Origin of the sequence: Pseudacidovorax sp. 1753 (assembly GCF_040544975.1) — a bacterium.
Lineage (GTDB): Bacteria > Pseudomonadota > Gammaproteobacteria > Burkholderiales > Burkholderiaceae_C > Xenophilus.
Map to the genome: position 1 here is coordinate 38055 of NZ_JBEPKY010000018.1, position 14498 is coordinate 52552.

The 14498-nt window shown below is 67.8% G+C and carries 13 protein-coding genes; 9 read left to right on the forward strand and 4 right to left on the reverse strand.

Going from position 1 to position 14498, the window contains the following annotated elements; genetic code table 11:
- Nucleotides 1-170: 170 nt before the first annotated feature.
- The gene (locus tag ABIC63_RS21455; RefSeq protein ID WP_294365693.1) at nucleotides 171-1508 is read right to left on the reverse strand and encodes an MFS transporter; all 1338 of its coding nucleotides are present in this window, start codon (nucleotides 1506-1508) and stop codon (nucleotides 171-173) included.
- A gap of 179 nt (nucleotides 1509-1687) precedes the next feature.
- Here ABIC63_RS21455 and cyoA point away from each other — a divergent pair, with 179 nt between their 5' ends.
- From cyoA to ABIC63_RS21490, 7 genes are read left to right on the forward strand one after another with little or no spacing between them, the layout of a single operon-like run.
- Nucleotides 1688-2686, forward strand: coding sequence for a ubiquinol oxidase subunit II (gene cyoA, locus ABIC63_RS21460; RefSeq protein ID WP_354321299.1), 999 nt, complete (start codon nucleotides 1688-1690; stop codon nucleotides 2684-2686).
- A 55-nt stretch (nucleotides 2687-2741) separates the two neighbouring features.
- On the forward strand, nucleotides 2742-4745 hold the full coding sequence (cyoB, locus tag ABIC63_RS21465; protein WP_234191907.1) for a cytochrome o ubiquinol oxidase subunit I: 2004 nt from the start codon (nucleotides 2742-2744) through the stop codon (nucleotides 4743-4745).
- On the forward strand, nucleotides 4738-5370 hold the full coding sequence (gene cyoC, locus ABIC63_RS21470; protein WP_354321300.1) for a cytochrome o ubiquinol oxidase subunit III: 633 nt from the start codon (nucleotides 4738-4740) through the stop codon (nucleotides 5368-5370). The genes cyoB and cyoC overlap by 8 nt, the downstream gene beginning before the upstream one ends.
- Nucleotides 5370-5789 (forward strand): cytochrome o ubiquinol oxidase subunit IV, encoded by a 420-nt coding sequence (gene cyoD / locus ABIC63_RS21475; RefSeq protein WP_017757638.1) that lies wholly within the window; start codon nucleotides 5370-5372, stop codon nucleotides 5787-5789. Before cyoC ends, cyoD begins: the two co-directional genes overlap by 1 nt.
- A gap of 50 nt (nucleotides 5790-5839) precedes the next feature.
- A complete protein-coding gene (locus tag ABIC63_RS21480; RefSeq protein ID WP_354321301.1) occupies nucleotides 5840-6535 on the forward strand; it encodes an SURF1 family protein in 696 nt (231 codons plus the stop codon).
- Nucleotides 6532-7884: an ATP-binding protein gene (locus ABIC63_RS21485; protein WP_234191909.1), complete on the forward strand. Its 1353-nt coding sequence runs from the start codon at nucleotides 6532-6534 to the stop codon at nucleotides 7882-7884. The genes ABIC63_RS21480 and ABIC63_RS21485 overlap by 4 nt, the downstream gene beginning before the upstream one ends.
- Entirely contained in the window at nucleotides 7881-8444 is a 564-nt protein-coding gene (locus ABIC63_RS21490; protein ID WP_354321302.1) for a response regulator transcription factor, read from the forward strand. Before ABIC63_RS21485 ends, ABIC63_RS21490 begins: the two co-directional genes overlap by 4 nt.
- 18 nt (nucleotides 8445-8462) lie before the next feature.
- On the opposite strand, the gene ABIC63_RS21495 is transcribed toward ABIC63_RS21490, so the two are convergent.
- The 3 genes from ABIC63_RS21495 to ABIC63_RS21505 form a co-directional block, all read right to left on the reverse strand.
- Nucleotides 8463-9890, reverse strand: a complete 1428-nt coding sequence (locus ABIC63_RS21495) for a serine/threonine-protein kinase (protein WP_354321303.1) — start codon at nucleotides 9888-9890, stop codon at nucleotides 8463-8465.
- 74 nt (nucleotides 9891-9964) lie between these two features.
- On the reverse strand, nucleotides 9965-10837 hold the full coding sequence (locus ABIC63_RS21500; protein WP_354321304.1) for a Tll0287-like and HAMP domain-containing protein: 873 nt from the start codon (nucleotides 10835-10837) through the stop codon (nucleotides 9965-9967).
- Between the two features lie 38 nt (nucleotides 10838-10875).
- On the reverse strand, nucleotides 10876-11808 hold the full coding sequence (locus ABIC63_RS21505) for a FecR family protein (protein WP_354321305.1): 933 nt from the start codon (nucleotides 11806-11808) through the stop codon (nucleotides 10876-10878).
- 301 nt (nucleotides 11809-12109) lie between these two features.
- On the opposite strand from ABIC63_RS21505, the gene ABIC63_RS21510 reads away from it, so the two are divergent.
- Both ABIC63_RS21510 and ABIC63_RS21515 read left to right on the forward strand, forming a co-directional pair.
- Nucleotides 12110-13888, forward strand: a complete 1779-nt coding sequence (locus ABIC63_RS21510) for a nitrite/sulfite reductase (RefSeq protein ID WP_354321306.1) — start codon at nucleotides 12110-12112, stop codon at nucleotides 13886-13888.
- A 20-nt stretch (nucleotides 13889-13908) separates the two neighbouring features.
- A complete protein-coding gene (locus ABIC63_RS21515) occupies nucleotides 13909-14304 on the forward strand; it encodes a DUF934 domain-containing protein (RefSeq protein WP_354321307.1) in 396 nt (131 codons plus the stop codon).
- The last annotated feature ends 194 nt before the right edge of the window (nucleotides 14305-14498 follow it).

Genomic DNA, 14498 nt, shown 5'->3' on the forward strand with positions numbered 1-14498 from the left:
AGCGATTGCGTGCCCCAGCGCGCTGGCCCTCGCTCCCCTCCTAGCCAACCTTCACCCTCATCTTCGGCTGCCCTCGGCCCAGCCGAGCGGCGCAAGAAAAAAGCGCCTCTGTGAGGCGCTTTGGGTCTCTGACGATTCAAGCCGGGCGCCGAAGCGCCAGCCATGATCCCTCAGTCGCGGGACGACTCCAGCGTCTTGTTGATGTACAGCGCCACCAACGTGCAGATCGCGCCGGAGGCCAAATAGACGCCCAGGAACGCCAGCCCAAAATGGGCCGACAGTCCGAGCGCGACCAGCGGCGCAAATGCGGCCCCCACCAGCCAGGCGAAATCGGAGGTCAGCGCGGCGCCGGTGTAGCGGTAGCGTGCACTGAAGTTCGAGGTCACCGTCCCGGAGGCTTGGCCATACGACAGGCCCAGGAGCACGAAGCCGATCAGGATGAAGACGTTCTGTCCTTCGCTCGACTTGAGCAGCACCGGTGCCACGAGGCTGAACAAGCCGATCAAGGCAGCCAGGGTGCCCAGGGTGTTGCGACGACCAAAGCGGTCGGCAATCCAGCCAGAAGCCAGAACGGCCGCAGCACACAGCAGGCCGCCGATCACCTGCACGCCCAGGAAGTCGGCAATGGACTGGTCCGAATAGAGCTGAATCCACGACAGCGGAAACACCGTCACCAGGTGGAACAGCGCATAGCTGGCCAGCGCGGCGAAGGCGCCGATGAAGATGTTGTAACCCTGGGTGCGAAGCAGTTCGCCGGCGGGCGTGGGTTCGAGTTCCCGCTGTTCGAGCGCCCTCTCATACTCATGCGTGACCACCAGGCGCAGCCGGGCGAACAGCGCCACCACGTTGATGGCAAAGGCCACATAGAAGGGATAGCGCCAGCCCCAGTTCATGAAATCTTCCTGGGACAGGCTGCCGTACAGGTACATGAACAGCGCGCTGGCAACCACGAAGCCGAGCGGCGCGCCCAGCTGTCCCAGCATGGCGTACCAGCCGCGGCGGTGCGGCGGCGCGTTCATCGACAGCAGCGACGGCAGGCCGTCCCAGGAGCCGCCGGTGCCCAGCCCCTGCCCGATCCGGAACAAGGCCAGCAGCAGGATCGCCCAGCCGCCGACGACGTCATAGCCCGGCAGGAAGGCAATGCCCGCCGTGGACGTACCGAGCAGGAAGAGCGCGATGGTCAGCTTGGTGGCGCGGCCGTAGCGCTTCTGGATGCCCATCGAGACGACGGTGCCAATGGGCCGCGCGATGAAGGCCAGCGAGAAAATGGCGAACGCGTAGAGCGTGCCTTCGAGACGCTCGACGAAGGGAAAGAACAGCTGGGGAAACACCAGCGCGCAGGCGATGCCGAAGACGAAGAAGTCGAAGTACTCGGAGGATCGCCCGATCACCACGCCGACGGCGATGTCGCCCGGGGCCACATCGTGATCGTCCGCATTGACCTGGCGAGCGTCGCGCTCGAGATCTCCAGAGTGGATTCCGGGGTGTGCCGGGCTCAGGCTGCTCATCGAAGTCTCCCTTGTATTCGAGGAGCGCCCAGATTACCACGCGAGATTCGCAGAGCCGTCGGACAGTGTCGATAGGACAAATTGTCCAATCGCCTACGCGGGCGTGCACCTCTAAAGTGCGGACTCCTGCCGCCGGTGCGCGAGGTGCCGGCCTGCTCGTTCCTTTCAGATTCCAGCGTATGCCTTCACTCAAGACCTTCCGCGCGCCAGCCCTCCTGGCCGCCACGGCGCTCCTGGCCGGTTGCAACACGGTGGTGCTCAGTCCCTCGGGGGACATCGCCTCGCAGCAGGGCCGCCTCGTGATGATCGCGACCGGGCTGATGCTGCTGATCATCATCCCGGTGATCGTGCTCACCCTGCTGTTCGCCTGGCGTTACCGTGCGGCGAACAAGGAGGCCGACTACCAGCCCGACTGGCACCACTCCACCCGCCTGGAGCTGGTCATCTGGTCGGCTCCACTGTTGATCATCATCGCCCTGGGCGCGTTGACGTGGATCAGCACCCATACGCTGGATCCGTACCGCCCGCTCGACCGCATCGCGGCGGGCAAGCCGATGCCGGCGGACGTCGAGCCGCTGGAGATCCAGGTCGTTTCGCTGGACTGGAAATGGCTCTTCATCTATCCCGAGCAGGGCATCGCCACGGTCAATGAGGTGGCGGCGCCGGTGGACCGGCCCATCCTCTTCAAGCTGACCTCCAGCACGACGATGAACGCCTTCTACGTGCCCGACCTGGCCGGCATGATCTACACCATGCCCGGCATGCAGACCGAGCTCAATGCCGTCATCAACAAGCCCGGCGTTTACCACGGCCTGTCCTCGCACTACAGCGGCGCGGGCTTCTCGGGCATGACCTTCAAGTTCCACGGTGTCTCCAACGAGGACTTCGCCAAGTGGGTGGCCGATGCCAAGTCCGGCAGCCAGAGCCTGACGCGCGCCGTCTACAACGACCTGGCCAAGCCCAGCGAGCGCAATCCCGTGCAGCGCTTCGCTTCCGTTGACCCCGACCTGTACTCGCGCGTGCTCAACCTGTGCACCGTGGATGGTCAGCGCTGCATGCACCAGGTGATGGCCCAGGATGCGCTGCGTGGCCGCACCAAGGCTGGCGAGGCCGCGGTCGCTGCGCTCATGCCGCAGCAGATCTGCACGCCCAACCAACCGGTCGACCTGCTCAACTGAGGACGCCGCCCTCCCCGGCCCGCCTCCCGGCACCCATTCGAAGAAACGAAGCCCTATGACTGAACCTTCTACCGCCGCGCCCCACTGGCTGCTGGGGCGGCTGACCTGGGAATCCGTTCCCATGGCGCACGAGCCGATCGTGCTGTGGACCTTCATCGCCGTCGCGCTCGGCGGCCTCGGCGTGCTCGCGCTGCTCACCAAGTTCCGGCTTTGGGGTCCGCTGTGGCGCGACTGGTTCTGCAGCATCGACCACAAGAAGATCGGGATCATGTACATGATCCTGGGCATCGTGATGCTGCTGCGCGGCTTTGCCGATGCGCTGATGATGCGTCTGCAGCAGGCCGTGGCCTTCGGCGACAACATGGGCTATCTGCCGCCACACCATTACGACCAGATCTTCACGGCGCACGGCGTCATCATGATCTTCTTCGTGGCGATGCCGCTGGTCACGGGCCTGATGAACTACCTCGTGCCGCTGCAGATCGGCGCGCGCGACGTGGCCTTCCCCTTCCTGAACAACTTCAGCTTCTGGATGACCACCGGCGGCGCCGTGCTGGTGATGCTGTCGCTGTTCCTGGGCGAGTTCTCCACCGCCGGCTGGCTGGCCCTGTCGACGCTGGGCAACCAGAACCCGGGGGTGGGCCTGGACTACTACATCTGGGCGCTGCAGATCGCGGGGGTGGGCACCACGCTCTCGGGCATCAACCTGCTGGTGACCATCGTCAAGATGCGCGCCCCCGGCATGGGCCTGATGAAGATGCCCGTCTTCACCTGGACCTCGCTGTGCACCAACGCGCTGATCGTGGCCTCCTTCCCGGTGCTGACGGCCGCCCTGGTGCTGATGTCGCTCGACCGTTATGTCGGCACGAACTTCTTCACCAACGTGTCGGGCGGCAACCCGATGCTGTACGTTAACCTGATCTGGATCTGGGGCCACCCCGAGGTCTACATCCTGGTGCTGCCGGCCTTCGGCGTGTTCTCCGAGGTGGTGGCCACCTTCTCGGGCAAGCGTCTATTCGGCTACACGTCCATGGTCTATGCCACGGTCTGTATCACCATCCTGTCGTACATCGTGTGGCTGCACCACTTCTTCACGATGGGCTCGGGCGCGAGCGTGAACGCCTTCTTCGGCATCACGACGATGATCATCTCGATTCCGACCGGCGCGAAGATCTTCAACTGGCTCTTCACCATGTACCGCGGCCGCATCCGCTTCGAGCCGCCCATGCTGTGGACCGTCGGCTTCATGTGCACCTTCGCCATTGGTGGCATGACCGGCGTCCTGCTGGCCGTGCCCCCGGCCGACTTCGTGCTGCACAACAGCCTGTTCCTGATCGCCCACTTCCACAACGTGATCATCGGCGGCGTGGTGTTCGCCATGTTCGCCGGCATCAACTACTGGTTCCCCAAGGCCTTCGGCTACAAGCTCGACGCCTTCTGGGGCAAGTGCTCGTTCTGGTTCTGGCTGGTAGGCTTCTACGTGGCGTTCATGCCGCTGTACGTGCTCGGCCTGATGGGCGTGACACGACGCGTCAACCATTTCGAGGACCCGTCGCTGCAGATCTGGTTCCAGGTCGCGGCTCTGGGCGCCGTGCTGATCGCCTGCGGCATCGCCTGCTTCCTGATCCAGCTGGGAGTGAGCTACCTGCGCCGCGAGCAGCTGCGTGACCACACGGGCGACCCGTGGAACGGCCGCACGCTGGAGTGGGCCACCTCCTCACCCCCGCCCCAGTACAACTTCGCCTTCACGCCCGTGGTGCACGAGGTCGACGCCTGGTGGGACATGAAGCAGCATGGCTACAAGCGTCCGCTGGGTGGCTTCAAGCCGATCCACATGCCCGCCAACACCGGCGCCGGCGTGGTGATCTCGGTGTTCTCGGTGATCTGCGGCTTCGCACTCATCTGGCACATGTGGCCGCTGGCTGCCGCGTCGTTCGCGGCGACGATCCTGGCGTCGATCATCCACACCTTCAACTACAAGCGCGACTACCACATCCCGGCCGAGGAAGTCTCGGCCGCCGAGAACGCGCGCACCCAACTGCTGGCCCGTCATGTCTGATCTCGCCTACGCCACCGGCACCGCCGGCGACACCACCGACCGCGCCTATCACCTGGCGGACGAGCCGCATCCGGAGAACGGCACCTCGCTGGGCTTCTGGCTCTACCTGATGAGCGACTGCCTGATCTTCGCGGCGCTCTTCGCGACCTATGGCGTGCTCGGCCGCAGCTATGCGGGCGGCCCGAGCGGCGCCGAACTGTTCGACCTGAAGCTGGTGGCCATCAACACGGCCTTCCTGCTGCTGTCGTCGATCACCTTCGGCTTTGCCATGCTGCAGAAGCAGCAGAACAAGGTGGGCGGCACGCTGGGCTGGCTGGCCATCACCGGCGTCTTCGGCCTGTGCTTCCTGGGCGTGGAGCTCTACGAGTTCCACCACCTGATCCATGAAGGCGCCACGCCGCAGAGCAGCGCCTTCCTGTCGGCCTTCTTTGCGCTGGTCGGCACCCACGGCCTGCACGTGACCTTCGGCTCGATCTGGATGGTGGTGCTGATGATCCAGATCTCCAAGCACGGCCTGATCCACGAGAACAAGCGCCGCCTGATGTGCCTGTCGATGTTCTGGCACTTTCTGGACGTCGTGTGGATCGGCGTCTTCACCTTCGTCTACCTGATGGGAGTGCTGTGATGAGTACCCATGCCACCCACGCCGCGCACGCCGGCCATGCCCACGACGATCACCATCATGACGACCACCACGGCGACGTGGGGCCGCACAGCACCTTCTCGGGCTACATGATCGGTTTCGTGCTGTCCATCGTGCTCACCGCCATCCCCTTCTGGCTGGTGATGAACGACGTGATCAGCAGCCGCAACACGGCCGTCATCGTGCTGGGCGCCTTCGCGGTCGTCCAGATCCTCGTGCACATGGTCTTCTTCCTGCACATGAACGGCAAGGTCGAAGGCGGCTGGACCCTGCTGTCCACCATCTTCACCGTCGTGTTCGTGGCCATTGCCATCGCGGGCACGCTGTGGGTCATGTTCCACATGAACACGAACATGATGCCGGCGCACGAGATGCAGCAGCACATCCAGCGCGCGCAATGACGCAGCGGCGCCGCGGTCGGGTCCTCGTGCCTGCCGCGGCACTTTTTTTTGTGCTCCTGTTGGCCCTGGGCACCTGGCAGGTCCAGCGCCTGGCGTGGAAGCGCGAGCTGATCGCACGGGTCGATGCCCGAGTGACGGCAACGCCGATCGACGCACCGGCGCGCGCCGCTTGGCCGTCCGTCACGGCCGACAGCGCGGAATACCAGCACGTGACGCTGCAGGGCCGCTTCCTGACGGACAAGGCGGCACTGGTGCAGGCCACCACCGATCTGGGCGCAGGCTTCTGGCTGCTGACGCCCCTCGCGCGGCCGGACGGCAGCTTCGTGTGGGTCAACCGCGGCTTCCTGCCCCCACAGGCGCGTGAGCCCTCGGCCCGCGGCCGGGCCGAGCCGACCGGCACCGTCGACGTGGTGGGCCTGCTGCGCATCACCGAGCCCAAGGGCGCCTTCCTGCGCCACAACGATCCCGCGGCCGACCGCTGGTATTCGCGCGACATCACCGCGCTCACGGTGGCCCGCGGGCTGCCGGCCGCCGACACTGCCCCCTACTTCGTCGATGCCGCCCGCGACCCGCAGCAGGCGGAGGGCACCTGGCCCGTGGGCGGCCTGACCGTCATCCGCTTTCCCAACAACCACCTGATGTACGCCATCACCTGGTACGGGATGGCCCTGCTTCTGGTGGTGGGCCTGGCCTATGCCTGGCGCCGCGGTGCCCTGGGGCCGGACGACGACAATCCGGCGCGATGAGCGCCAGCCCTCCCGACTCCCCTGCCCTGCTTGCCGCGCGCGCGCAGGTGCGGGCCCAGGCCGCACGCGGCCTCGACTCGGCCACTGGCCGCAAGAACCTGCACCAGCTGATCCAGTTGCGCTGGATCGCCGCCTTTGGCCAGATTGTGACCATCGAGGTCGCGCACTACGGCCTGCGGCTGCCCATTCCGCTGGAGCCCATGCTGGCCGTGCTGGCGGGCCTGCTGGCCTTCAACGTGCTGAGCCTGCTGCGCTGGCGCACCGGGCGCCGCGTCACCAACGGCGAGCTGTTCCTGGGCCTGATGGTGGACGTGGGCACGCTCACGGCGCAGCTGCACCTGAGCGGCGGCATCAGCAACCCTTTCGTCTACCTCTACCTCCTGCAGGTCACCCTGGGTGCCGTGCTGCTGCGGGCCTGGGCCGTGTGGACCATGGTGGCCGTGGCCATCGGCTGCGTCGCCGGCCTGGCGATCTTCAGCCGGCCGCTGCCGGTGGCGCTGGAGGCGCACCGTGGCCTGGCCAGCCCCTACCTGGCGGGCTTGCTGATCTGCTTCGCCCTCAACGCCGTACTGCTGGTGGTGTTCATCACCCGCATCGGCCAGAACCTGCGCGAGCGCGACGCCCGCCTGGCCGCCCTGCGCCAGCGCGCGGCCGAAGAGGAACACATCGTTCGCATGGGCCTGCTGGCCTCGGGCGCGGCGCATGAACTGGGTACCCCCCTGGCCACGCTGGCCGTGATCCTGGGCGACTGGCAGCACCTGCCGCACTTCAATTCCGACCCCGAACTGCTGCAGGACGTGACGGAGATGCAGACGCAGGTGCTGCGCTGCAAGTCCATCGTGAGCGGCATCCTGCTGTCGGCCGGCGAGACGCGGGGCGAGTCCTCGGCCATGACCACCGTCTGCCGCTTCCTCGACGACCTGGTGGCCGACTGGCGCTCCACACGCTCGGGCACGGTGCTGCTCTACAGCAACCGCTTTGGGCACGATCTGCCCATGGTCTCGGACTCCGCCATCGCGCAGATGATCTGCAACGTGCTGGACAATGCCCGCGAGGCCTCGCCCCAACGTATCCATCTCCATGTGGGCCGCGATGACGACACGCTGGTGCTCGAAGTCTTCGACGAAGGCCCGGGCTTTCGCGCCGACATGCTCACGCGCCTGGGCACGCCCTACCAGTCGACCAAGGGGCGTCCAGGCAGTGGCCTTGGCCTCTTCCTCGTCGTGAATGTCGCGCGCACCCTGGGCGGACAGGTGGAGGCCGCCAACCGTGCCGAGGGCGGTGCGCTGGTGCGCATCACGCTGCCGCTGGCCGCCGTCACGCTTGCCACCAGAGATCCGACCGAATGACCGACCTGCTGCTGTCCGATGCCGACGCCGACGCCCGGCAACTGCTGATCGTGGAAGACGACGATGCCTTTGCACGCACGCTCGCACGGTCCTTCGAGCGACGTGGCTACGAGGTGCTGCGCGCTGGCGGCCTCGAGGAGGTGAATGCGCTGCTGGAGGCCGAGTCGCCCACGCACGCGGTGGTCGACCTCAAGCTGCAGGGCGAGGCCTCGGGCTTGGCCTGTGTGCAGGCCCTGCATGCGCATGATCCGGAAATGCTGATCGTCGTGCTCACCGGCTTCGCCAGCATTGCGACGGCTGTGGAGGCGATCAAGCTGGGCGCCTGCCATTACCTGGCCAAGCCGTCGAACACCGACGACATCGAGGAGGCCTTCGGCCGCGCCGAAGGCAGCACCGAGGTCGAGCTCACGCAGCGGGCCAGCTCGATCAAGACGCTCGAATGGGAGCGCATCCACGAGACCCTGGCCGAGACCGGCTTCAACATCTCCGAGACCGCGCGCCGCCTGGGCATGCACCGCCGCACCCTGGCGCGCAAGCTGGGCAAGCAGCAGGTCAGGTAGGCGCGTCGTCGAAGCGCCTCAGAGTCCGTCCGGTGCCCGGCCCAGCTCGGTCTGCAGCTGCGCCCGCCGCGCAGGATCTTCGACCGACCGGCACAGCACGTCGAAGAAGACCTGGCGCGAGCTTGCCGAGGCGGCAGCCTTGCGGACCACCACCTTGGCGATGGGGCCGAGCTGCCGGGCCAGCGCGCGGCTCGCGTAGTCGCTCAGTCCGGCCGAGATGCCGGCGGTGGTACCCGCGGTGGACGCGCCCGCCGATGACACCGCACCCGTGGCGGATGCGGACGACCCGGCGCGCGTCCCTGCCGAGGTGCCCCCCGCCATGCCTGTGCTCAGCAAGGCCTCGAAGCGCTGACGCTCCCGCGGATCGCGGAGGTGCTGGCTGACGCTGTCCTGCAGTTGCCGGAGGTCGGCGCTGGTGCGGGCCGCCTCGCGCACCAGCACGCGGGCGACGGGGCCCATGAAGCGGGTCAGCGCTGCCTCCACGGCCGCGAGGCTGCTCGCGTCCCACTGCGAAGGCATGGCCGAGCCAGTGGGACCCCGCGAGGTACCCGGGCTGGCCGGCCGCACGCGCAGCGGCATGGCCGCGATGACGGTTGCGTCGTCGGCCGTGGTGCCCCCCGCGACGGCGCTGCGCTCGGCCAGCGCGTCACGGAACTCGGCCGCGCTGGAGAAGCGCGCCTGCGGCGTCTTGGCCAGCGCGCGGGCGATCACCGCGTCCAGCGAGGGCGCGATGCTCAGGCCTTCCAGGGTCGACAGCGGCGCCGGGTCCTGGTGCAGCACCTTGTACATGACCGCCTCGGGCGTCTCGGCGGCGAAGGGCGAGCGGCCGCTGAGCATGCGGTACAGCAGCACGCCGGCAGCGAACAGGTCCACCCGGTGATCGATGGTCTCGCCGATGTACTGCTCGGGCGCCATGTAGCCGGGCGTGCCGATGGTGGACGCCGCCTGGGTGAGCGCGGCGCTGGCGATGCGGGCCACGCCGAAGTCCATCACCTTCAGCAGCCCGTCGGTGGTCACGATCAGGTTGGCCGGCTTGATGTCTCGGTGCCAGACGCCGGCGCGGTGCGCGCTGCCGAGTGCATCGAGCAGCTGCTGCATGAAGCGGATCGCCATGCCCTCGGGCAGCGTCGGCGTGGCGCCGAGGATCTGCGCCAGGTCGCGGCCCTCGACGAACTCCATCGCGATGAAGGCGGTGGTGTCGTCCTCGCCGTATTCGTAGATGGGCACGATGCCCGGGTGCGACAGCCGGCCCGCCGCGCGCGCTTCATTGCGGAAGCGCGCGGCCATGTCCTCGGCGACGCTGGAGTCGAGCAGTGCCTTGCGCACCGTCTTGATGGCGACCTGCCGGTCGATGAACGGGTCGTGGGCCTTGTAGACGACGCCCATGGCGCCCTCCCCCAGGACGCCCACGATGTCGTACTTGCCGAGGCGGCGTGGATGCTGCATGGCTCAGCCTCGATGCAGACGCAGCGGTCCGCGGCAAGCGGACGCGCACAACGGCGAAAGCCAACCCACCGCCACTAGACGTCCAGCATCTTCATGGCCTGCACCAGGCTCGCCCGCATGCGGGCGAAGGATTCGGCCAGCGTGCCGATCTCGTCGCGGCTGCGCACGGCGAACTCGGGCGCTTCCAGCTCGCCCATGCTCACGCGGTCGGCCAGGGCCGACAGACGGGTCACGGGCTGGATGACCAGCTTCCACAGCATCAGGTTGAGCGCGCCGCCGATCAGCAGGAACACCGCCGCCAGCGATCCCATCACGACCGCAAAGGCCTGCGATGCGCGCTCGAAGGGCACCGACATCGGCACCGAGACCACCTGCGCGCCCAGCGTCTCGCCCAGTGTCCAGCCAAAGCCGTTGGCCGGCCCGTACTTCTCGATCATGGTGGCGGGCGCCGCTGCCGGCGTGCTGTGGCAGCTCAGGCAGGCCGGGTTGCTGATGCGGATGGGCCGCGCCACGAAAAGCGCCCGGCCAGAGGCCGTCTCACGTTGGCCGATGAACTCGGTCAGCTGCTTGTCCTTGGCAAAGCGGGCGATGACGTCCTCTTCCCAGTCCTGCGCCCGGTCGCGCGGATTGGTGGGATTGAGCATGGCGGGCTTGTAGCCGTACTCGGGATGCATCTCCCGCAGCGCGTTGACCATCTCGGTGGCCGAATAGGCGGGCACCGACTGCGGCAGGAAGGTGTACTTCATCTGGTTCTGCAGCAGCGGCTGCACCTGCGTGGCCGTGTAGGTGCTGACGGCCGCCGCGCTCTCCATGATGAGGCGCGCCTGTTCCACCACCTCGTCGTGCGCGCCGCGCTGGAGCAGGTCGCGCGCCAGGTAGGCCGACGCTCCCAGCCCGACCGCGAACACGAGCAGGAAGACCAGGTTGAACTTGAGCAGCAGTTTCATGGGGATGGCATCGTTGGAGACCGGCCGGAGGGGCCCGGTCAGTAGGCGGAACGGGCAGGCGCGGCCGGCGGCGGGGAAGGCCCCGGCGGCGGACGAGGCTTGACATATTTCTCTGGAAACACGATCCGGTCCCACTCGGGATGGCGCCTGATGTTGGCGGCCAGCGCGGCGCGGAACTCCGGCTTCTTCGCCAGGCCACGCCAGCGCTCGGCCAGGCGTGCTCGCAGCGCCGGCTCGGCCTGCAGCCAGCTGGCCACGTCCTCGTAGCGCAGGTCGCCCACGCGCTCGGCGTCGACCGGGCGGTCCTTGAACCGCGCAGCGCGCAACGGCAGCGGGTCGAGGAAGCTGGGCGGTACCGCGCGGACGAAGGCGGCGGCCGGCCGCGGGCGCTCGGTCCAGTCCGCACTGTCGAACAACCGTCCGGACCCCAGCTCGATGGCCTCCTGATCGCGCTTGCCCCGCGTCTCGACCCTGGCCTTGCCCGACTCGGCGAAGACCTGGGTGCGGGAGTCCATGGCCTGGACCACCTGGCTGCCGCCCTCTCCCGTCAGGATCGCATCGGGCGTCAGCAGGCTGACCGCACCGCGGGCGGCTGGCGCCCGGCCCAGCTTGGCCCAGCCTTGCCGGAGATAGAGCCGCGCCGCCGGTCCGCGGTTGCCGGGGCCGAGCCGTGCTTCAACCATCGCCTGGCTGGCCGGCCCCAGGTCGACCACCGGGCCGTCCGCGTATTCGAGCCGCAGCAGGCGGGCATTGGCGGCCGTTTCCACCAGATCGCCGGGTTGCAGCGCCACGCCGGGCGTCAGCACGAAACGACCGCTCTCCCGCAGCAGATGGGCCTCGCCCTCGACCAGCGTCGCGATGGCCACCGGCCCCGCCGCCAGCGCAGGGATCGCAGAAAAAACCAGAAGAACGGCCGCGGCAAACGCCCGCATCAGCTTCGGCACGGTGATCGACGTTCGGCGCAGCCCCATGAGGGGCGGGATGATGCCGCCCGCTGCGTGGACCGACCATATGCAGGATGGCCTAAGCCGGCCCGGCCACGCGGCCCGCGTGGCTGCGCAGGCCCTCCTAGAATCGGCGGCTGTTTCGCCCGAGGCGCCTTATCCGGCCATGGCGGTTTTCCACGCTGCAGGCCGCACCAGAGCGGCTGCATAAGCTTATGCGCATAAGGCGCGAACCAGAAAATCGTTTGCATTCATAAGGACGGCCCCTAAAGTGCCGCCTTCGCGCGCGGTGTCTCCGTGCCGCGTGGCCGACTGCCTCCCACACACGATGTACCAATACACAGACTTCGACCGCCAGTTCGTGCGCCAGCGCGCCGCACAGTACCGCGACCAGCTCGAGCGCTGGCAGGCGGGCAGCCTCAGCGAGGACGAGTTCCGTCCGCTGCGCCTGCAGAACGGCTGGTACGTGCAGCGTTATGCGCCCATGCTGCGCGTCGCCGTGCCCTATGGCGAACTCTCCAGCCGCCAGGTGCGCGTCCTGGCCCGCATCGCCCGCGAATACGACGAGCCCGAGGCCGAGGTCTATCGGCATGCCCTGGAAACGCAGGGCGCCCTGGGCACCACGTCGCTGCCCACGCACTACGCCCACTTCACCACGCGCCAGAACGTCCAGTACAACTGGATTCCGCTGGCGAAGAGCGCCGAGGTGATGGAGCTGCTGGCCACCGTGGACATGCACGGCATCCAGACCAGCGGCAACTGCATCCGCAACATCACGACCGACGAGCGCGCCGGCGTGGCCGTAGACGAGGTGGCCGACCCGCGGCCCTACGCCGAGATCATGCGGCAGTGGAGCACGCTGCACCCCGAGTTCGCCTTCCTGCCGCGCAAGTTCAAGATCGCCATCACCGGCGCTGCCGAAGACCGCGCCGCCACCGGCTGGCATGACGTGGGCCTCAAGCTGGTGAAGAACGAGGCCGGCGAAATCGGCTTCCAGGTGCGCGTGGGCGGCGGCATGGGCCGCACGCCCATCGTGGGCACGGTGCTGCGCGAGTTCCTGCCCTGGAACCAGATCATGAATTACCTCGAAGCGGTGATCCGGGTCTACAACCGCTACGGCCGCCGCGACAACCTGTACAAGGCGCGCATCAAGATCCTGGTCAAGTCCGAGGGCCAGGCCTACATCGACGACGTGGAGGCCGAGTACCGCGACGTGCTGGAGCGCGACGGCGCCCCCCACACCATCAGCCAGGCCGAGTTCGACCGCGTGGCCGCCTCCTTCGTGCCGCCCGCGCTGGCCGCCCGTGCCGGTGTCCCGGCAGAGCAGGCCGACGCCGCCCTGCGCCAGGCCGCGGACCGCGAGCCGATGTTCGCGCGCTGGCTGCAGCGCAACGTGGCCGCGCACCAGAACCCACAGCTGCGCGCAGTCACCCTCTCCTTCAAGCGCCGTGGCCAGGCGCCGGGCGATGCCTCGGCCGACCAGCTCGACACCGTGGCCGAACTGGCCGATCGCTTCTCGGCCGGCGAACTGCGCGTGACGCACGACCAGAACGTGCTGCTGCCCTGGGTGCATGCCGAAGACCTGTTCGAACTCTGGCAGGCCGCCCGCGCCGCCGGCTTCGCCAGCGCCAACGTGCACCTGCTGACGGACATGATCGCCTGCCCCGGCGGCGACTTCTGCGCGCTGGCCAATGCGCGCTCCATCCCCATCGCCGAGGCCATCACCGAGCGCTACCAGGACCTGGACGAGCTGGACGACCTGGGCGAGATCGATCTGCACATCAGCGGCTGCATCAACAGCTGCGGCCACCACCACAGCGGCCACATCGGCATCCTCGGCGTCGACAAGGACGGCAAGGAGTGGTACCAAGTGACGCTGGCCGGCTCGGACGGCTCGGACCTGAGCGGCCCGGCCCAGGCCGGCAAGGTGGTCGGCCCCTCCTTCTCGGCGGCCGAAGTGCCGGGCGTGATCGAGGCCGTGCTCGGCACCTACCGCGACACCCGCAACGCGGGCGAAACCTTCATCGACACGCTGCGCCGCGTCGGCCACGAGCCTTTCAAGGCGGCGGCCAACGGCGCCCGCTTCAAGGTCGAGGAAGTCGCCTGAGTCCGAGGGAGAACAGACGCATGAACAAGACCCTGAACATCCTCTCGGCCGGCCAGCACGAGGCCGACGCCGCCACCGGCCGTGTGCTGCAGTTGCCCAATGACGCCGATCCGCGGGAAGCCGATCTGACCGGTGTGACCCGCATCGAGCTGCACTTTCCCAAGTTCACCGACGGCCGGGCCTACAGCCAGGCCTTCCTGCTGCGCCGCCGCCTGGGTTTCACCGGCGACATCCGCGCCACCGGCGACGTGCTGATCGACCAGCTGGTGCAGATGCAGCGCACCGGCTTCACCAGCGCCGTTCTCAAGGAAGGCAAGGACGTGGCCGAGGCGCAGCGCCAGTTCGAGCGCTTCGTCGACTTCTACCAGGGCGACGCGGTGCAGCCGGCGCCGCATTTCGTGCGCGCCGAGGCCTGATCCCCTCAGCCTCACCGCGCCGAACAGCCGACCACCGCCTGCAGGCGCTGGTCGGCTTTTTCTTGGCTGCGTCGGTCGATGCAGGCGTCCAGCGAGCCGGCAGCGCCTTATCCAGGTCTCGCCGCCCATCGCGCGAGAACCCGCATCCACAGCGGTGAATATGCTTATCCGCATAAAGCGCGAACAAAAAGATC